Genomic DNA, 18,779 nt, shown 5'->3' with positions numbered 1-18,779 from the left:
GAGAAACGGGGCTGAAGGTGTGCTCCCGGGCGCATTAGGATCGGCCTTCTGATGACTGCCACCCTCGTCGCCAAGAACCTCGCCGCCGGGCACGGCGACCGCTCCCTCTTCTCCAGGCTCGACCTCGTCGTCGCGCCCGGGGACGTGATCGGTCTGGTCGGTGCCAACGGCGCGGGCAAATCCACCCTGCTCCGGCTGCTCGCCGGGCTCATCACCCCCGAGCAGGGCGAGCTGCGGCTCTCCCCGCCGACCGCGGCCGTCGGTCACCTGCCCCAGGAGCCGGAGCGCCGGCCGGGGGAGACCGTGCGCGCGTTCCTCGCCCGCCGTACCGGCGTCGCCGAGGCACAGCGGGTGATGGACGAGGCCACCCAGGCCCTGGTCGACGGGGCACCGGGGGCCGACGACGCGTACGCCACCTCCCTGGAGCGCTGGCTCGGCCTCGGCGGCGCGGACCTGGACGAGCGGGCCGAGGAGGTCGCCGACTCCCTGGGCCTGGCCGTCGATCTCGATCAGCCGATGACCTCCCTCTCCGGCGGCCAGGCGGCCCGCGCGGGTCTCGCCTCCCTGCTCCTCTCCCGGTACGACGTCTTCCTGCTCGACGAGCCGACCAACGACCTCGACCTGGACGGCCTGGAACGGCTCGAACGCTTCGTGACCGGCCTGCGGGCCGGCACGGTCGTCGTCAGCCACGACCGCGAGTTCCTGACCCGCACGGTCACCAAGGTCCTCGAACTCGATCTCGCCCAGGGGCGGATCAACCTCTTCGGCGGCGGCTACGACGCCTACCTGGAGGAACGCGAGGTGGCCCGCCGGCACGCCCGCGACGACTACGACGAGTACGCCGACAAGAAGGCCGCGCTCCAGGACCGTGCGCAGATGCAGCGCTCCTGGATGGACAAGGGCGTCAAGAACGCCCGGCGCAAGGCGTCCAACGACAACGACAAGATCGGCCGCAAGTTCCGCAGCGAGGCCAGCGAGAAGCAGGCCGCCAAGGCCCGCCAGACCCAGCGCATGATCGAACGCCTGGATGTGGTCGAGGAGCCGCGCAAGGAGTGGGAGCTGCGCATGGAGATCGCGGCCGCACCGCGCTCCGGTGCCGTGGTGGCCACCCTGCGGGACGCGGAAGTACGGCGCGGGGACTTCACGTTCGGACCGGTGTCCCTGCAGATCGACTGGGCCGACCGGGTCGCGGTGACCGGTGCGAACGGGGCCGGCAAGTCGACGCTGCTCGGCGCCCTGCTGGGCCGGGTGCCGCTGGACGCGGGACACGCCGCGCTCGGCTCCGGAGTCGTGGTCGGCGAGGTCGACCAGGCACGCAAGCTCTTTCACGGCAGCGAGGCCCTGCTGGAGGCCTTCTGCGCGGCCGTCCCGGACACCGAGCCGGTCGAAGTCCGCACCCTGCTGGCCAAGTTCGGCCTCAAACAGCACCATGTCCTGCGCTCCGCGGCCACCTTGTCGCCGGGGGAACGGACCCGTGCGGCGCTGGCGCTGCTCCAGGGCCGGGGCGTCAACCTCCTCGTCCTGGACGAGCCGACCAACCACCTCGACCTGCCCGCCATCGAACAACTGGAGTCGGCCCTCGACACCTACGAGGGCACCCTCCTCCTGGTCACCCACGACCGCCGCATGCTGGACGCGGTCCACGTGACCCGCCGCCTGGAGGTCTCGGCGGGCAAGGTGACGGAACGCTAGCTGACCGCGCTCCAAAGGGGTGCGGGGAACTGCGCGACCAGCCCCCACTCACCCGCACCCGCCGCCCGACCGAACCCGGCACCCCCTACCGCGCCCCCGGCCCCCTCCCCGTACGCTGCGATCCGACGTGGATCACCAGGCAGGGAGAGCCCATGACCACATCGCCGAAACGGCCGCCCCTCCGCATCGTGCACGAACAGGACGTCGTCGCACGGATGCGCGGGACCCAGGACCGGATCGCGGACGCCATCACCGCCTTCGCCGGAACCATGACGTTCGTCTATCTGCACGCGCTCTGGTTCGCGGTCTGGATCGTGTGCAACGAGGGCGTGTTCGGCGACGACGCGATCTGGGACCCGTTCCCCTTCGGACTGCTCACCATGATCGTCAGCCTGGAGGCGATCTTCCTCTCCACCTTCGTGATGGTGAGCCAGAACCGCCAGGCCGCCCGCGAGAACGTCCGCGCCGACCTGGACTTCGAGACCAACGTCCGCTCGGAGGTGTGGTCCATCCACATGGGCCGCGCGCTCGGCGTCGACCCCGCGGAGGTCGAACGGCGCGTCCAGGAACTGCTCGCGGAGAACCGTGCCCGGATGAACGGCACCGCCGGGCCGCCCGAGGCGACCTGATCGGTCAGATGACTGCGGCCGCGTACAGGGATCCCCCTGGCAGCCCTCCACGAACTTCCGGCGGACCGTCAACTCCCCGGTGAGGGCCTCCTCTACGGCGCGGAGACCGTCGAGGGCGCGCGGCTGACCGTACGCGCCCTCGCCGCCGAGGACCGGGGCCGCGACCTGTTCCACCGGCTCGCCCGACGCACCCTGCTGCGGCACCCGGCCGATCCCGGCGAGCAGACGCCGCTCGGCGCCGCCGAACACGAACTGCTCATGCTGGTCTTCGCCGCCCGCACCGGCGCCCGGGTCGCCGAACCGGTCATCGCCTACCCGGTGACCGGCGGCGGGGCGGTCGTGGTGACGGTCGGGCGGGACGCCCGCCCGCTGTCCGCGCTCCCCGCCGAGGAACTCACCGACACGCTGCTCGGCGAGGTGTGGGCAGCCGTGGCCCGCATCCAGGAACACCGGCTGGCACACCGGGCGTTGCGCCCCGAGCACATCCTCGTCGAACCGGACGGCAGGCCCCGGCTCACCGCGTTCGCCCGGGCGCAGCTGAACGCGTCGCCCGGGACACTGGGCGGCGATCTCGCGGAACTGCTCGCCACCACCGCCGTCCGCGTCGGACCGGTCCGCGCCACGGCGTGCGCCCTGGCCGGCCTCGGTCCGCAACGGCTGGCGAGCGCGCTGCCGTATCTGCAACCACTCGCCCTGATCGGTCCCGCGCGCCGCGAGGTGGCCCGCTACGACCAGGCGCGCGCCCGGGAGGCCGCCGCGGGCAGCCGGCGCCGGAACCTGCGCCCCGGCGGCCGGCCGAACCTGATGCACGACCTCGCCGCCGAGGTGCGCACGGCATGCGACGCCCCGGCCGCCAAGCCGGCCCGGCTCGCCCGGTTCACCTGGCAGAACGTCCTGGGCCTGGCCGGCGCGTTCCTGGTGCTCCATCTCGTGCTGCCGCAGCTCGCCAACGCCCCGGCCGCGCTCCGCGCGCTGGGCGACGCGAACTGGTGGTGGCTGCTCGCGGTCGTTCCCGTCACCTTCGTCTCCCAGGCCTTCTCGACCTGTCTGCAACTGGGCACCATCCCGGGGCGACTGCCGTTCCGGGCCACGTACCAGGTGCAGTTCGCCAGCTCCTTCCTCAACCGGATCACCCCCGGCAATGTCGGCGGCATGGCGCTGAACCTGCGCTTCCTGCAGAAGACGGGGATCGAGACCGGCGCGGCGACGGCCTCCGTCGGGTTGCAGAGTCTGGCCGGCGCGGTCTCCAACGTCGTGGTGGCCACCGTGTTCTTCGCCGCCGCCGGACAGCGCCACGGCGGGGTGCACCTGGACCTGCCCGCCGGGTCGTACGCCCTGCCCGTGATCGCCGGGGTGCTGGCCGCCGGAGGTCTGCTCGGCCTCACCCCGCCGGGCCGCCGCTTCCTGCGTGAGAAGGTGTGGCCGTTCCTGCGTGCGGCCGGGTCGACCCTGACCGGGATCGCCGCCGACCCCGCGAAACTCGCCCTCGGCGTCGTCGGCATGCTCGGCCTGCCCCTCGTCCAGGTCGTCGGACTCGCCCTCAGCCTGCACGCGCTCGGCGGTGACCTCCCCTTCGTCCAGCTCGGCGCCGCCTACATGGCGGCCCGCCTGCTCGCCAACGCGGCCCCGGTCCCCGGCGGGCTCGGCGCGCTCGAGGCCGGCCTCATCGCCGGCCTGACCGCGCTCGGCGTGCCGGCCGGCCCGGCCACCTCGGCGGTCCTGGTCTACCGGCTGCTCACGTTCTGGCTCAACGTCCCACTGGGCGCCCTGGCCCTCGGCTTCGTCCAGCGGCGCGGCTACGTGTGACGGGAAAAGGACCCGCGCCCCTGGGGCGCGGGTCCGTGTTCGACATGCGGCTACCGCCGCGCGGGCGCGACCAGCCACAACGGACCCGCAGCTCCCCACGACCCCCGGAAGGGACGGTCAGCGCTTCCCCTTCTTTCCACCGTCCAGCAGACCCGCCCGGCGCAACGCGTCAGCCATCGCACTGTTGGCGGGCGCCGGGGCCTGCCGCACACCGCCGCCCTGCCCCTGGCCACCGCGCCCGCCGCCCTGGCCCTGGCCGCCGCGTCCGCCGCCCTGCTGCCGCTGCTGGGGCGGACGCCCGCCGCGCTGGCGCCGTTCGCCGCCCTCGCCCTGCCGGCCGCCGCCGCCCTGCGGCGCCGCCTCGTCGTCCAGCCGCAGCGTCAGGGAGATCCGCTTGCGCGGGACGTCCACGTCGAGGACCTTCACCTTGACGATGTCGCCCGGCTTCACCACGTCCCGCGGATCCTTGACGAAGGTCTTCGACAGCGCGGAGACATGCGCCAGACCGTCCTGGTGGACGCCGACGTCGATGAACGCGCCGAACGCCGCCACGTTCGTGACGACCCCCTCCAGGACCATTCCGGAGGACAGGTCGGAGATCTTCTCGACGCCCTCCTTGAACGTGGCCGTCTTGAAGGCGGGACGCGGGTCGCGCCCCGGCTTCTCCAGTTCCTTGAGGATGTCGGTGACGGTCGGCAGACCGAACTTCTCGTCCACGAAGTCGCCCGGCCGCAGCGAGCGCAGCACGCCCGTGTTGCCGATGAGCGCGGCCACCTCCTGGTGCGACTCCTTCACCATGCGCCGGACCACGGGGTACGCCTCGGGGTGGACGCTCGACGCGTCCAGCGGGTCCTCGCCGCCGCGGATGCGCAGGAAGCCCGCGCACTGCTCGTACGCCTTCGGGCCGAGCCGTGCCACGTTCTTCAGCTGGCCGCGGGAGGTGAACGGGCCGTTGGTGTCCCGGTGGGCCACGATGTTCTCGGCGAGCCCGGAGGTGATGCCGGAGACCCGGGACAGCAGCGGGGCCGACGCCGTGTTCACGTCGACGCCCACGCCGTTCACACAGTCCTCGACCACCGCGTCCAGCGAGCGCGAGAGCTTCACCTCGGACAGGTCGTGCTGGTACTGGCCGACGCCGATCGACTTCGGGTCGATCTTCACCAGCTCGGCGAGCGGGTCCTGGAGCCGGCGGGCGATGGAGACGGCGCCGCGCAGCGACACGTCCATGTCGGGCAGCTCCTGGGAGGCGAACGCGGACGCCGAGTACACGGACGCGCCCGCCTCCGACACCATCACCTTGGTGAGCTTCAACTCCGGGTGCTTGGTGATGAGCTCACCGGCGAGCTTGTCGGTCTCGCGGGAGGCCGTGCCGTTGCCGATGGCGATCAGCTCGACCGTGTGCTCGGTGGCGAGACGGGCGAGCTTGGCGATCGCCTCGTCCCACTTGTTGGCCGGGACGTGCGGGTAGATGACGTCGGTGGCCACGACCTTGCCGGTCGCGTCGACGACGGCGACCTTCACACCGGTACGGAAACCGGGGTCGAGGCCCAGGGTCGCCCGGGTGCCGGCCGGGGCGGCGAGCAGCAGGTCGCGCAGGTTCGCCGCGAAGACGTCGACCGCCTCGTCCTCGGCGGCCGTGCGCAGCCGCAGCCGCAGATCGATGCCGAGGTGGACGAGGAGGCGGGTGCGCCAGGCCCAGCGGACCGTGTCGGTCAGCCACTTGTCGGCCGGCCGCCCCCGGTCGGCGATCCCGAACCGGTGGGCGACGATGCCCTCGTACGACGACGGCCCCTCGGTCGGCTCCTCCGGTTCCAGGACGAGGTCGAGGACCTCCTCCTTCTCACCGCGCAGCATCGCCAGGATGCGGTGCGAGGGCAGCTCGGTGAAGGGCTCGGCGAAGTCGAAGTAGTCGGCGAACTTCGCGCCCGCCTCCTCCTTGCCGTCCCGCACCTTCGCGGACAGCCGACCGCGCACCCACATGCGCTCGCGCAGCTCACCGATGAGGTCGGCGTCCTCCGAGAACCGCTCGGTGAGGATCGCGCGGGCGCCCTCCAGGGCCGCCTGCGGATCGGCGACGCCCTTGTCGGCGTCCACGAACGCGGCGGCCGCCGACAGCGGTTCCACCGTCGGGTCGCCGAGCAGCCCCTCGGCCAGCGGCTCCAGCCCGGCCTCCCGCGCGATCTGCGCCTTGGTCCGCCGCTTCGGCTTGTACGGCAGGTAGATGTCCTCCAGCCGCGCCTTGGTCTCGGCGCTCCGGATCTGCGCCTCCAGCTCCTCGGTGAGCTTGCCCTGCTCGCGCACCGACTCGAGGATCGCCGTCCGGCGCTCCTCCAGCTCCCGCAGGTAGCGCAGCCGCTCCTCGAGCGTGCGTAGCTGCGCGTCGTCGAGCATCTCGGTCGCTTCCTTGCGGTAGCGGGCGATGAAGGGCACCGTCGAACCGCCGTCGAGCAGCTCCACGGCAGCCTTGACCTGCCGCTCCCGTACGCCGAGCTCCTCGGCGATCCTGCCTTCGATGGACCCTGGAACCAGGGACCCGGGTGTCGTCACGATCCCGTACCGCCTTCTCCACTGAGGTTGCGCGGCAATTGTGGCAGGTGACACCGACAACCGGGCCGCAGGGCACCGTTCCGCGACACGAAGTCGCACTTCCGGTGCCCGACGTGTGTCGTGAATCCACCGCAGGGAGTTCGGCTCATCCCTTGCCGACGAGATCCGCCGGAAAGGCGCCCGCGGCCAGAGCAGCCCCCGCGAACCCCTTGGCCAGCTCGGTCAGCCGGGCCACACCGTCGGCCCCCAGATGCTCGTACGGCGCCCGGTCCAGCCGGTCCGTCTCCGTCTCGATCTCCGCCCGCAGAGCCACTCCCGCCTCGGTCAGCTCGCCCGCCGTGTCGAGCAGCCCGCGCTCCCGCAGCCGCCGTACCGCCGCGTCCCAGTCGTCCTGGTTCCAGCCACGTGTGGCGAGCACCCACTTCGGGTGCATGCCCTTGCCGGTCGCGGTGTGGGTCACCACCGCCTCCAGCCCGTCCAGACCGGCCGCGAGCAGCACCGCGAGGTGACCGTCACCCCGGTGTTCGCGCAGCAGCGTGGCCGCGTACCAGTAGGCGAGGTGGGGTTCCTCGGGCACCGGCAGATCCGCGTGCGCCGCATACAGCGGGCGGCCGGAGCGGGAGCACGCCTCGGTGGCGCGCAGCGCGAGCCGCGCGGCCTCGGCCATCCCGGCGGAGGCGACCGCGTCGGCGCCGAGCAGCCGCCGCATCGAGGCGTCGACGGCACGCGCGCGTGCGGCGAGGACGTCGCCGGGCGACGCGGTCTCCCAGACGGCCGGGACATGCCGGGCCACCAGTTCGTACTTGTAGTTGTAGAACGTGGCCGTCACCGTGCCGGGTCCGACCGGCCCCAAAGCGGCGGCCCGCACCGCGAAGTTGACGGCCCGCGGGTGGGTCACGCCGAGCGCGGCCAGTTCCTCGGCCAGCTCGGGGCTGAAGAAGTGGGTCGCGTGCAGGGAGTTCAGCAGGGTGTGGCAGCGGCGGCCGGCGCGCGGCTCCAGGACGGGAGTGGTCATGGCGAGCACGTTACCGACTGGTCGGTACGGACTCCAGTGCCCTGCCCGCCCGACGGCGAGGTTCGTGCAGGCCGTGCAGCTCGAAATCGAGTACGACCCGCAGCCGCCCTACGAGGCGGGCTCCCCGCAAAAGGCACCCGCCGAGGCCGTCGAACTGCTCCGCTCGTCGAACCGGTTCATCCTCGGCCGGGAACGGCCCACGTGAAGCGTGGCTGACGGCGCTCCAGGAACGCGGCGACGCCCTCCGCGGTGTCGCCGCTGCCGCGAGCCTGCTCCGTCCAGTGGTCGTCGCGGTCGGTACGGCCGTTCGCGAACTCCTTCGCAGCCGCCTGCGTCAGCTGGGAGCGCGTCACCAGGATCCGGGTGAACTCGGCCACCCGCTTGGCCAGGGCGCCCTCGGGCAGCACCTCGTCGACCAGGCCGGTGCGCAGCGCCCGGTCCGTGTCGATCAACTCGCCGGAGTACAGCAGGTACTTGGTGGCGGCGGGGCCGACCAGGGACACCAGGCGACGGGTGGAGGAGGCCGGGTAGACGATCCCGAGCCTGGCCGGGGTCACGCCGAACGACGCGCCCTCCTCGGCGAACCGCAGATCGCAGGCGGCGGCGAGCTGTGAGCCGCCGCCGACGCAGTGGCCGCGGACCGCGGCGAGGGTCGGCTTGGGGAAGGCGGCGAGCGCCTCCTCGGCGGCGACGGCGAGGGACTGCGCCGCGGCCGGGGAGCCCTGGAGGGTGGAGATGTCGGCGCCCGCGCAGAAGGTTCCGCCCGCACCGGTCAGCACGAGGGCCCGGACGCCGGGGTCGGCCGACAGCTCGTCCAGGAGGGGCGGCAGGGCTCGCCACATCGCCGCGGTCATCGCGTTGCGTTTGACCGGATTGTGGATGACCACCGTGGCCACGGCGTCGGTGACCTGGTGGGAGAGGTGGGGCTCCATGGTGCGGGATGGTATCGGCGTGACGGAGCCGCAGGTCGACGCGGCCCCGCCCCGGGGGTTGCAGTACAACCGTAATAGTGCGCGAAGTCGGCTTTCGTGGAACAGGAGCAGTCCCTCAACCGACCTTGTCGTACGACGACGGTCAGAACCGTTCGATAGTTGCTGACTTGTGTTCAGACATCCGGAGCGGAGGGGGTCGTTACCAACACTCGTCGTGTGGTGACAATCGAGCGCGAGGGTGGCGACCGGACCATGGAGAACCACGGGCGTGGGCACGACCCGCGTCCAGAGGGAGGCGGTCCTCCGCCACCGGATCCGCTGCCGTACGAAGGAGTCTGGCGGTTCACCGCCGCCGCCGTGGACGCCTCGGTCCCGCAGGCGCGGCGCGCCGTACGGGATCTGCTCCAGCGCCAGGGTGTCCCGGTCTCGGAGGACCTGGTCCACGGGCTGTTGCTGATCGTCTCCGAACTGGTCACCAACGCGGTCAAGCACGCGGCACTGCTGTCGCCGGTGCTCGCCGTCGAGGTCGCCGTCGGTGCCGAATGGGTGCGGGTGTCGGTGGAGGACAACCACCCCTACCGCCCGACCGCGCTGGAGGCCGACCACGCCCAGACCGGTGGCCGGGGGCTGCTGCTGGTGCGGGAGGTGGCCAGGGAGGCGGGCGGAGTCGTGGACGTGGAGCACACGTCGAGCGGCGGCAAGGTGATCTGGGCCGCCCTGCCGCTCAAACCCGCGGCGCTGCCGTGAGGCCTCTCACCAACCCGCGGACGGGCCCGTCAGCTCCCTGATCGCCGGACGCGCCGCGTCCAGCACGGTCATGAACCACGAGGAGAAGGGGTCCCCGGCGTGCCGCTCGGTCAGCTCGGCGGCCGTCACGAAGGCGGTCTCCCCGACCTCCTCCGGGTCCGGCGCGAGCGGCGCCTGCACCATGCCGACGAACAGGTGGTTGAACTCCTGCTCGACCAGTCCCGAGGCCGGGTCCGGGTGGTTGTAGCGGACCGTGCCCGCCTCGCCGAGCAGGGAGGGGGACACCCCCAGCTCCTCGAAGGTGCGGCGGGCCGCCGCCGTGAAGGGGGCCTCGCCGGGGTAGGGGTGGCCGCAGCAGGTGTTGGACCACACGCCGGGGGAGTGGTACTTGCCCAGCGCACGCTGCTGGAGCAGGAGTCTGCCCTGTTCGTCGAAGAGGAAGACGGAGAACGCCCGGTGCAGCTGCCCGGGTGGCTGATGCGCGGCCAGCTTCTCCGCGGTCCCGATGGTCACACCCTTCTCGTCGACGAGTTCAAGCAAGATCGCGTCCGTTGTGCCGTCCGACGTGCTGTGCGTCGCGGTGGCAGGTGTGATCGGCATACCCATCCTTCGCCTCGGTCTTCGCACCAAGTCTGCCGTACGAATCCGACACTCCCGGCACTTCCCGGCACGGGCACGCCGGAAGAGGGACCCGGTAGTTGATCGTGCCCTACGGGTGCGAAGGGGAACCGTCCGGGGGTGTCGAACACAAGGACGGCGGGGGAGCCCGGACCGACGGGTTCCGGTGGCCGGCCGGGCGGCCTGGCGGACCGCGGCGCGGTCAGTGGCAGAGCCGGGCCTCGTGCTCCGCGTGGCCGCCCGGCTCCAGCTGGAAGGTGCAGTGCTCCACGTCGAAGTGGTGGCCGAGACAGCCCTGCAGTTCGTGCAGCATCTTCTCGTGGCCGATGGCGTTCAGCACCTCCGAGCGGACCACCACGTGCGCCGACAGCACCGGCAGTCCCGAGGTGATCGTCCAGGCGTGCAGATCGTGGACGTCCAGTACGCCGTCCAGCGCCAGGATGTGCGACCGCACCTCCGCCATGTCCACGTCCTTGGGCGCCGCCTCCAGCAGGACGTCCAGGGTCTCGCGCAGCAGCTTCACCGTCCTCGGCACGATCATCAGGCCGATGACCAGCGAGGCGACCGGGTCGGCGGCCTGCCAGCCGGTGGTGAGGATCACCACCGCCGAGATCAGCACCGCCAGCGAGCCCAGCGCGTCGGCCGCCACCTCCAGGAAGGCACCGCGTACGTTCAGGCTCTCCTGCTGGCCCCGCACCAGGAGCGTGAGCGAGATCATGTTGGCGACCAGGCCGATCAGCCCGAACACGATCATCTGGCCGCCGTGCGTGTCCGCGGGCGTCACGAACCGCTGGACCGCCTCGTACAGCACATAGCCGCCGACACCGAGCAGCAGCAGACAGTTGGCCAGGGCCGCCAGGATCTCGGCGCGGGCGTAGCCGAAGGTGCGGTTGGTGCTCGCCGGACGGTTGGCGAAGTGGATCGCCAGCAGCGCCATGCCGAGGCCCAGCGCGTCGGTCGCCATGTGGGCGGCGTCCGCGATCAGCGCGAGCGAGTCGGCCAGCAGACCGCCGGCGATCTCGACCACCATGACCCCGAGGGTGATGGCGAGCGCCACCCGAAGCCGCCCGCGAAAGGCCGCCGCGGCCGTGCCGGTGGCCGGCGCGTGGGTGTGGGTGTGGCCGTGGTCGTGCCCTGCCCCCATGAGATACGCCTCCTCTGTTCCGCCCGGGATCACAGTGAACTACGCGCGGGAGGTATCGGGCAACGCGGCAGTGAACACCGTTGTCATGTGCCCTGACCTGCGGAAACGAATCCCAGGTCAGGGCACCCTCAGTTACCCGTCGTGAGCGGGCGGCCATCCCGGGTGGCCGGTCGGCGCCCGCCCGTGCCGCAGGAGGCCATGTCCTCAATGCCCGTTCTGTCGGCGCGGTTTGTGGGCCGGGGCCCGGATCACGGATGATGATCTCGGCAAAGGCCGGGGCAGAGTGGGTCGTCCGCGCCGTGAACGGCCGGTGAACAAGCAGTCCTCACCATCGGATAGCCTCTGCCGAATGCCGCCCGGGGGCCACCAGGCACATCGCGCCCCACCACGCAGTAGACCGGCGCCCGCGCGCCGGCACCCAGGGAGTGAGTTCGGTTGCCGACCGCCATCGTCACCGGCCAGCCGGTCCCCGGATCGTCGTTGGAAAGCGATCTGCGGGCGCTCGGCTTCGAGGTGCGCACGGCCTCGGACAGCGCCGACACCGCGGCCCTCCTCGCGGCCGTGCCCGCCGACCGGCGGGTCGCCGTCGTCGACGCCCGTTTCGTCGGCCATCTGCACGCCCTGCGCCTCGGCCTCACCGACCCGCGCTTCCCGCTCGCCGCGATCCCCGGCGCCGTCACCGCCCAGCCGGCCGGCCGTCAGGCGCTGAGCGGGGCGCTGGCCCGGGAGGCCGCCGCCGGCGGCACCGACCTGGCCGTCGACGGCCTCGTGACCGCCCTGGACGCCGACGTGCACCGCCCCGAGCTGGGCAGCCTGGTCGCCGCCGTCCCCGCCGACCCGCAGGCCCGCAACGAGGCACGGCAGGCCGTGGCCGCCGTCGACGACGAGGCCGTACGCCTGAAGTCGGCCGTGAAGTCCCGTGACGGCTTCTTCACCACCTTCTTCATCAGCCCGTACTCCCGTTACCTCGCCCGCTGGTGCGCCCGGCGCGGACTGACCCCCAACCAGGTCACCACCGCCTCGCTGCTCACCGCCCTGATCGCGGCGGGCTGCGCGGCCACCGGCACCCGCGCCGGGTTCGTCGCGGCGGGTGTGCTGCTGATCGCTTCCTTCGTCCTGGACTGCACCGACGGCCAGCTCGCCCGCTACTCCCTGCAGTACTCCACACTCGGCGCCTGGCTGGACGCCACCTTCGACCGGGCCAAGGAGTACGCCTACTACGCCGGCCTCGCGCTCGGCGCGGCCCGGGGCGGCGACGACGTATGGGCCCTCGCCCTCGGCGCGATGATCCTGCAGACCTGCCGGCACGTGGTCGACTTCTCCTTCAACGAGGCGAACCACGACGCCACCGCCAACACCAGCCCCACCGCGGCCCTCTCCGACCGGCTCGACAGCGTCGGCTGGACGGTCTGGGTGCGCCGGATGATAGTCCTGCCCATCGGCGAACGATGGGCCCTGATAGCCGTCCTGACCGCGGCGACGACCCCGCGGATCACCTTCTACGTGCTGCTGGTCGGCTGCGCCCTCGCGGCGACGTACACCACGGCTGGGCGGGTGCTGCGCTCGCTGACCCGCAAGGCCACGAGGACCGACCGGGCGGCGAAGGCGCTGGCCGACCTGGCCGACAACGGCCCGCTCGCCGGATTCGTGTCCCGCGCGCTGCCCGCCCCGCTCGGCTCCCCGCTCCTGGTGGCACTCGCCGGAGTGGCGGTTCTCACCGTGTCCCTCTTCTCAGGCGTGACCTGGGCGCCGGTCGCCGGCGCCGTCGTCTACGCGCTGGCCTCCGGCCAGGCCCTCGCCCGCCCGCTCAAGGGCGCCCTCGACTGGCTGGTCCCGCCCCTGTTCCGGGCCGCCGAGTACGGCACCGTTCTCGTCCTCGCAGGCAAATCCGGGGTGAACGGAACCCTTCCCGCGGCTTTCGGCCTGGTGGCCGCCGTCGCCTACCATCACTACGACACGGTGTACCGCATCCGCGGCAACGCCGGGGCGCCGCCGGCCTGGCTGGTCCGCGCCATCGGGGGACAGGAGGGGCGCACACTGCTGGTCACCGTCGTGGCCGCGGTGCTCACCGCCACGCAGTTCAAGGTCGCGCTCACGGTCCTGGCCGTGGCCGTGGCCGGGCTGGTGCTCGTCGAGAGCATCCGCTTCTGGGCGTCCGCAGGGGCGCCCGCCGTACACGATGAAGGAGAACCCGCATGATCGGCCTCGTGCTGGCGGCCGGCGCCGGACGGCGTCTTCGCCCCTACACCGACAGCCTGCCCAAGGCGCTGGTGCCGGTGGGGCCTGCCGGGATAGAGGACTCGATCACGGTGCTCGACCTGACCCTCGGCAACTTCGCCGAGATCGGCCTGACCGAGGTCGCGATCATCGTCGGCTACCGCAAGGAGGCCGTGTACGAGCGCCAGGCGGCCCTGGAGGCGAAGTACGGCCTCAAGCTCACCCTCATCGACAACGACAAGGCCGAGGAGTGGAACAACGCCTACTCCCTGTGGTGCGGCCGTGACGCCCTCAAGGACGGCGTGATCCTCGCCAACGGCGACACCGTGCACCCGGTCTCCGTCGAGAAGACGCTGCTCGCCGCCCGCGGCGACGGCAAGCGGATCATCCTCGCCCTGGACACCGTGAAGTCCCTCGCGGACGAGGAGATGAAGGTCGTCGTCGACGCCGGCCACGGCATGACGAAGATCACCAAGCTGATGGACCCCGCCGAGGCCAGCGGCGAGTACATCGGCGTCACCCTCATCGAGGGCGACGCGGCCCCCGAGCTCGCCGACGCGCTGAAGACGGTCTGGGAGAGCGACCCGCAGCAGTTCTACGAGCACGGCTACCAGGAGCTGGTCAACCGCGGCTTCCGTATCGACGTGGCGCCCATCGGCGACGTCCGGTGGGTCGAGATCGACAACCACGACGATCTCGCCAAGGGACGGGAGATCGCGTGCCAGTACTGACCAGGCTGATTCCCTCACCGGTCGTCGTCGACATCCGCCCGGGTGCCCTCGACGACCTGGCCGGCGTGCTCGCCGACGAGCGCATCTCGCACTCCGGCCGGCTCGCCATCGCCGTCAGCGGCGGCTCCGGCACCAAGCTGCGCGAGCGCGTCTCGCCGAGCCTGCCCGGAGCCACCTGGTACGAGGTCGGCGGCGGCACCCTCGACGACGCGATCCGGCTGGCCGGCGAGATCAAGGCCGGCCGCTACGACGCGGTCGTCGGACTAGGCGGCGGGAAGATCATCGACTGTGCGAAGTTCGCGGCGGCCCGGGTGGGCCTGCCGCTGGTCGCCGTGCCGACGAACCTCGCGCACGACGGTCTCTGCTCACCGGTCGCGACCCTCGACAACGACGCGGGCCGCGGCTCCTACGGCGTGCCGAACCCGATCGCGGTCGTCATCGACCTCGATGTCATCCGCGAGGCCCCGGCACGCTTCGTGCGCTCCGGCATCGGGGACGCCGTCTCCAACATCTCGGCGATCGCGGACTGGGAGCTGTCCCACCGCGTCAACGGCGAGAAGATCGACGGTCTGGCGGCCGCCATGGCCCGCCAGTCCGGCCAGGCGGTGCTGCGCCACCCCGGCGGCATCGGCGAGAACGACTTCCTCCAGGTCCTCGCCGAGGCGCTGGTGCTCAGCGGCATCGCCATGTCGGTGTCGGGCGACTCCCGCCCGTCCTCCGGCGCCTGCCACGAGATCAACCACGCCTTCGACCTGCTGTTCCCGAGGCGTGCCGCCAGCCATGGCGAGCAGTGCGGGCTCGGTGCGGCCTTCGCGATGTACCTGCGCGGAGCCCACGAGGAGTCCGTGTACATGGCCGGTGTGCTGCGCCGGCACGGACTGCCGGTGCTGCCGGAGGAGATCGGCTTCACCGTGGACGAGTTCGTCCGGGTCGTCGAGTTCGCCCCGGAGACCCGGCCCGGCCGCTACACCATCCTCGAACACCTCGACCTCAAGACCCACCAGATCAAGGACTTCTACGTCGACTATGTCAAGGCCATCGGTAGCTGAACTCCGTCCGGTCGTGCACCCCGCTGGGGTCAAGGACCGGCGCAGCGGTGAGCACTGGATGGGGCGCCTCTACATGCGTGAGGTGTCCCTGCGGGTGGACCGCTACCTGGTGAACACCAGGGTCACGCCCAACCAGCTCACGTACCTGATGACCGTCTTCGGTGTGCTCGCGGCCCCGGCCCTGCTGGTGCCGGGGATCACGGGCGCCGTGCTCGGCGTCGTCTGCGTCCAGATGTACCTGCTGCTGGACTGCGTCGACGGCGAGGTCGCGCGCTGGAAGCAGCAGTACTCGCTGGGCGGGGTCTACCTGGACCGGGTCGGTGCCTACCTCACCGACGCCGCCGTCCTGGTCGGCCTCGGGCTGCGCGCCGCCGACCTGTTCGGCAGCGGCCGCATCGACTGGCTGTGGGCCTTCCTCGGCACGCTGGCCGCGCTCGGCGCCATCCTGATCAAGGCCGAGACCGACCTGGTCGGCGTCGCCCGCCACCAGGCCGGGCTGCCCGTGGTCAAGGAGACCGCCGCCGAGATGCGGTCCTCCGGTATGGCGCTGGCCCGCCGGGCCGCCGCCCTGCTCCGGTTCCACCGGCTGATCCTCGGCATCGAGGCCTCGCTGCTGATCCTGGTCCTCGCGATCGTGGACCACGTCCGCGGCGACCTCTTCTTCACCCGCCTGGGCACCGCCGTGCTCGCCGGTATCGCGCTGCTGCAGACCCTGCTGCACCTGGTCTCGGTCCTCGCGTCGAGCAGGCTGCGGTGAGCGCCGGGCTGAAGGTCGGCGCGGTCGTCATCACCATGGGCAACCGCCCCGACGAACTGCGCGCCCTGCTCGACTCGGTCGCCAAGCAGGACGGCGAGCGGGTCGAGGTGGTCGTCGTCGGCAACGGCTCGCCCGTCCCGGAGGTCCCGGACGGCGTCCGCACCATGGAGCTGCCCGAGAACCTCGGGATCCCCGGCGGCCGCAACGTCGGCATAGAAGCCTTCGGCCCCAGCGGTCGCGATGTCGACATACTGCTTTTCCTGGACGACGACGGACTGCTCCCGGAACACGACACCGCCGAGCTGTGCCGCCAGGCCTTCGCCGCCGACCCGAGGCTCGGCATCGTCAGCTTCCGGATCGCCGACCCGGACACCGGGCAGACCCAGCGCCGGCACGTGCCGAGGCTCCGCGCCTCCGACCCGATGCGCTCCTCCCGCGTCACCACCTTCCTCGGCGGCGCCAACGCCGTCCGCACCCAGGTCCTCGCCGAGGTCGGCGGCCTGCCGGACGAGTTCTTCTACGCCCATGAGGAGACCGACCTGGCCTGGCGGGCCCTGGACGCCGGCTGGATGATCGACTACCGCTCCGACATGGTGCTGTACCACCCCACGACCGCCCCCTCCCGGCACGCGGTCTACCACCGGATGGTCGCCCGCAACCGGGTGTGGCTGGCGCGCCGCAACCTGCCCGCCCCCCTGGTCCCCGTCTACCTCGGGGTGTGGATGCTGCTGACCCTGGTGCGCCGCCCCTCGCGCCCGGCCCTGCACGCCTGGTTCGCGGGCTTCCGGGAGGGCTGGACCACCCCGTGCGGACCCCGTCGGCCCATGCGGTGGCGGACCGTGTGGAAGCTCACGCGACTGGGCCGACCCCCGGTGATCTGAGAAGCTCGAAGGTGCGTGTCCGCGTGCCCGGCGCGCGGACATCCCGGCAACGTGTCCCATGGCGGATACGTGTCACCTCCAGTAGCACAATTCCGTAAGACGAACGTAAGACGAATCTGAGGACGAAGGCTTCCACCCTTGAGTGAGACAACGCATGACGTCGGAATCGCGGTGAGCGCGGTGCCGTCGCCCGACGAGGGCCTCACGGCGGCGCAGCTGGCCGCCAAGTACGGGCTCACGGTGAGCGGCGCACGTCCCTCGCTCGTCGAGTACGTACGCCAGCTCTGGGGACGCCGGCACTTCGTCCTCGCCTTCTCGCAGGCGAAGCTCACCGCCCAGTACAGCCAGGCCAAGCTCGGCCAGCTCTGGCAGGTGGCCACGCCGCTGCTGAACGCGGCCGTGTACTACTTCATCTTCGGCGTCATCCTGCACGCCAGCCGCGGGATGTCCCAGGACATCTACATCCCGTTCCTGGTCACCGGCGTCTTCACGTTCACGTTCACGCAGAGTTCGATCATGACGGGCGTCCGGGCGATCTCCGGCAACCTCGGCCTGGTGCGAGCGCTGCACTTCCCGCGCGCCTCGCTGCCGATCTCCTTCGCGCTCCAGCAGCTCCAGCAGCTGCTGTTCTCGATGATCGTCATGGTCGCCGTGGTGGTCGGGTTCGGCAGCCGCCCGGGCCTGTCCTGGGTGCTGGTCGTCCCGATCCTGGCCCTGCTGTTCCTCTTCAACACCGGCCTGGCCATGATCGTGGCCCGGCTGGGCGCCAAGACGCCGGACCTGGCCCAGCTGCTGCCGTTCGTCCTGCGTACCTGGATGTACATGTCCGGTGTGATGTTCTCGATCACCAAGATGATGGAGGGCCGGCCGGAGTGGGCGCGCACGCTCCTCCAGGTGAACCCCGCCACCGTCTACATGGACCTGATGCGCTTCGCCCTCATCGACGGCTATGGCGCCTCGAACCTCCCGCCGCACGTCTGGGCCGTCGCCCTGTCCTGGGCACTGGTCGTCTTCGCCGGCGGGTTCGTGTACTTCTGGAAGGCGGAGGAGCGGTACGGCCGTGGCTGAGCTGAACGACACGGATCAGAACCAGGGGGAGCGGATCCCCACCGTCATCGCGGAGGACGTACACATCGTCTACCGCGTCAACGGCGCCAAGTCCGGCAAGGGCAGCGCGACGGCCGCCCTGAGCCGCATCGTCAAGCGCGGCTCCGACGACACGGCCCGCGGCGTCCGCAAGGTGCACGCGGTGCGCGGGGTGTCCTTCGTCGCCTACCGGGGCGAGGCGATCGGCCTGATCGGCTCCAACGGCTCCGGCAAGTCCACCCTGCTGCGCGCCATCGCCGGTCTGCTGCCCGCCGAGAAGGGCCGGGTCTACACCAACGGGCAGCCCTCGCTGCTCGGCGTCAACGCGGCCCTGATGAACGACCTCACCGGCGAGCGGAACGTCATCCTCGGCGGGCTCGCCATGGGCATGTCCCGTGAGCAGATCAGGGAGCGCTACCAGGAGATCGTCGACTTCTCCGGCATCAACGAGAAGGGCGACTTCATCACCCTGCCGATGCGGACCTACTCCTCCGGCATGGCGGCCCGGCTGCGGTTCTCCATCGCCGCCGCCAAGGACCACGACGTCCTCATGATCGACGAGGCGCTGGCCACCGGTGACGCGGCCTTCCGCAAGCGCTCCGAGGACCGGATCCGCGAACTTCGCGAGCACGCGGGCACCGTGTTTCTCGTCAGTCACAACAACAAGTCGATCCGGGACACCTGCGACCGGGTTCTGTGGCTGGAGCGCGGTGAGCTGCGGATGGACGGCCCGACCGAAGAGGTGCTCAAGGAGTACGAGAAGTTCACGGGCAAGTAGCCCAGCAGTCCCCGGGCCCCGCCGGAACCTTTCCGGCGGGGCCCGGCGTCTGCAAAGGAAACGTCAACTCCGCGCCGCCTTAGGAATCTTGACGCCAATCGGTGTGTTGTTGTGATCTGCGGGACACCCCGACGAACCTCGATGCGTTGT

Annotated in this window: 16 protein-coding genes and 1 pseudogene; 12 read left to right on the top strand and 5 right to left on the bottom strand. The window is 71.5% G+C overall.

Annotation, left to right across the window (positions count from 1 at the left end; genetic code table 11):
* The first annotated feature begins 51 nt into the window (after nucleotides 1-51).
* The 3 genes from ACZ4N4_RS20065 (at nucleotide 52) to ACZ4N4_RS20055 (ending at nucleotide 4,127) form a co-directional block, all read left to right on the top strand.
* The gene (locus ACZ4N4_RS20065; RefSeq protein WP_467590436.1) at nucleotides 52-1,692 is read left to right on the top strand and encodes an ABC-F family ATP-binding cassette domain-containing protein; all 1,641 of its coding nucleotides are present in this window, start codon (nucleotides 52-54) and stop codon (nucleotides 1,690-1,692) included.
* Between the two features lie 152 nt (nucleotides 1,693-1,844).
* Nucleotides 1,845-2,321, top strand: a complete 477-nt coding sequence (locus ACZ4N4_RS20060; RefSeq protein WP_453567756.1) for a DUF1003 domain-containing protein — start codon at nucleotides 1,845-1,847, stop codon at nucleotides 2,319-2,321.
* A 258-nt stretch (nucleotides 2,322-2,579) separates the two neighbouring features.
* Nucleotides 2,580-4,127, top strand: coding sequence for a lysylphosphatidylglycerol synthase transmembrane domain-containing protein (locus ACZ4N4_RS20055; protein ID WP_467590434.1), 1,548 nt, complete (start codon nucleotides 2,580-2,582; stop codon nucleotides 4,125-4,127).
* Nucleotides 4,128-4,244: 117 nt separating this feature from the next.
* Here ACZ4N4_RS20055 and ACZ4N4_RS20050 read toward each other — a convergent pair whose 3' ends face one another.
* Nucleotides 4,245-6,674, bottom strand: a complete 2,430-nt coding sequence (locus ACZ4N4_RS20050; RefSeq protein ID WP_467590431.1) for a Tex family protein — start codon at nucleotides 6,672-6,674, stop codon at nucleotides 4,245-4,247.
* Between the two features lie 145 nt (nucleotides 6,675-6,819).
* Nucleotides 6,820-7,689 carry an SCO6745 family protein gene (locus tag ACZ4N4_RS20045; RefSeq protein ID WP_467590428.1) on the bottom strand — a complete coding sequence of 290 codons (870 nt, stop codon included), beginning with the start codon at nucleotides 7,687-7,689 and terminating at the stop codon, nucleotides 6,820-6,822.
* A 67-nt stretch (nucleotides 7,690-7,756) separates the two neighbouring features.
* Between ACZ4N4_RS20045 and ACZ4N4_RS20040 the strand changes: the two are divergent.
* Nucleotides 7,757-7,894 (top strand): annotated as a pseudogene (locus ACZ4N4_RS20040) (DJ-1/PfpI family protein); the annotation flags it as partial.
* Here the strand turns inward: ACZ4N4_RS20040 and ACZ4N4_RS20035 are convergent.
* Nucleotides 7,866-8,621, bottom strand: a complete 756-nt coding sequence (locus tag ACZ4N4_RS20035) for an enoyl-CoA hydratase/isomerase family protein (RefSeq protein ID WP_467590425.1) — start codon at nucleotides 8,619-8,621, stop codon at nucleotides 7,866-7,868. The pseudogene ACZ4N4_RS20040 and the gene ACZ4N4_RS20035 overlap by 29 nt on opposite strands.
* Before the next feature lie 252 nt (nucleotides 8,622-8,873).
* Between ACZ4N4_RS20035 and ACZ4N4_RS20030 the strand changes: the two genes are divergently transcribed.
* Nucleotides 8,874-9,368 carry an ATP-binding protein gene (locus ACZ4N4_RS20030; RefSeq protein ID WP_453568112.1) on the top strand — a complete coding sequence of 165 codons (495 nt, stop codon included), beginning with the start codon at nucleotides 8,874-8,876 and terminating at the stop codon, nucleotides 9,366-9,368.
* Between the two features lie 6 nt (nucleotides 9,369-9,374).
* Here ACZ4N4_RS20030 and idi read toward each other — a convergent pair whose 3' ends face one another.
* Together idi and ACZ4N4_RS20020 are read right to left on the bottom strand one after the other, a co-directional pair.
* The gene (gene idi, locus ACZ4N4_RS20025) at nucleotides 9,375-9,968 is read right to left on the bottom strand and encodes an isopentenyl-diphosphate Delta-isomerase (protein ID WP_453567766.1); all 594 of its coding nucleotides are present in this window, start codon (nucleotides 9,966-9,968) and stop codon (nucleotides 9,375-9,377) included.
* A 220-nt stretch (nucleotides 9,969-10,188) separates the two neighbouring features.
* Nucleotides 10,189-11,130, bottom strand: a complete 942-nt coding sequence (locus ACZ4N4_RS20020; protein WP_453567767.1) for a cation diffusion facilitator family transporter — start codon at nucleotides 11,128-11,130, stop codon at nucleotides 10,189-10,191.
* A 435-nt stretch (nucleotides 11,131-11,565) separates the two neighbouring features.
* Here ACZ4N4_RS20020 and ACZ4N4_RS20015 point away from each other — a divergent pair, with 435 nt between their 5' ends.
* The 7 genes from ACZ4N4_RS20015 (at nucleotide 11,566) to ACZ4N4_RS19985 (ending at nucleotide 18,629) form a co-directional block, all read left to right on the top strand.
* Nucleotides 11,566-13,329 carry a DUF5941 domain-containing protein gene (locus ACZ4N4_RS20015; RefSeq protein WP_467590421.1) on the top strand — a complete coding sequence of 588 codons (1,764 nt, stop codon included), beginning with the start codon at nucleotides 11,566-11,568 and terminating at the stop codon, nucleotides 13,327-13,329.
* Nucleotides 13,326-14,078 (top strand): phosphocholine cytidylyltransferase family protein, encoded by a 753-nt coding sequence (locus ACZ4N4_RS20010; RefSeq protein ID WP_467590418.1) that lies wholly within the window; start codon nucleotides 13,326-13,328, stop codon nucleotides 14,076-14,078. Before ACZ4N4_RS20015 ends, ACZ4N4_RS20010 begins: the two co-directional genes overlap by 4 nt.
* Entirely contained in the window at nucleotides 14,066-15,127 is a 1,062-nt protein-coding gene (locus ACZ4N4_RS20005; protein ID WP_467590415.1) for an iron-containing alcohol dehydrogenase family protein, read from the top strand. The genes ACZ4N4_RS20010 and ACZ4N4_RS20005 overlap by 13 nt, the downstream gene beginning before the upstream one ends.
* Nucleotides 15,128-15,140: 13 nt before the next feature.
* On the top strand, nucleotides 15,141-15,884 hold the full coding sequence (locus tag ACZ4N4_RS20000) for a CDP-alcohol phosphatidyltransferase family protein (RefSeq protein ID WP_467590412.1): 744 nt from the start codon (nucleotides 15,141-15,143) through the stop codon (nucleotides 15,882-15,884).
* On the top strand, nucleotides 15,881-16,765 hold the full coding sequence (locus ACZ4N4_RS19995; RefSeq protein WP_453567773.1) for a glycosyltransferase family 2 protein: 885 nt from the start codon (nucleotides 15,881-15,883) through the stop codon (nucleotides 16,763-16,765). The genes ACZ4N4_RS20000 and ACZ4N4_RS19995 overlap by 4 nt, the downstream gene beginning before the upstream one ends.
* 138 nt (nucleotides 16,766-16,903) lie before the next feature.
* Nucleotides 16,904-17,833, top strand: a complete 930-nt coding sequence (locus ACZ4N4_RS19990) for an ABC transporter permease (RefSeq protein ID WP_453567775.1) — start codon at nucleotides 16,904-16,906, stop codon at nucleotides 17,831-17,833.
* Complete coding sequence (locus ACZ4N4_RS19985) at nucleotides 17,826-18,629, top strand: ABC transporter ATP-binding protein (RefSeq protein WP_453567777.1); 804 nt, start codon at nucleotides 17,826-17,828, stop codon at nucleotides 18,627-18,629. The genes ACZ4N4_RS19990 and ACZ4N4_RS19985 overlap by 8 nt, the downstream gene beginning before the upstream one ends.
* The last annotated feature ends 150 nt before the right edge of the window (nucleotides 18,630-18,779 follow it).

The sequence above is a fragment of the Streptomyces sp. NPDC026538 genome (genome assembly GCF_055567535.1).
Note: the sequence above shows the minus strand (reverse complement) of the source record. Positions and strands in the feature narration are given on the sequence as shown.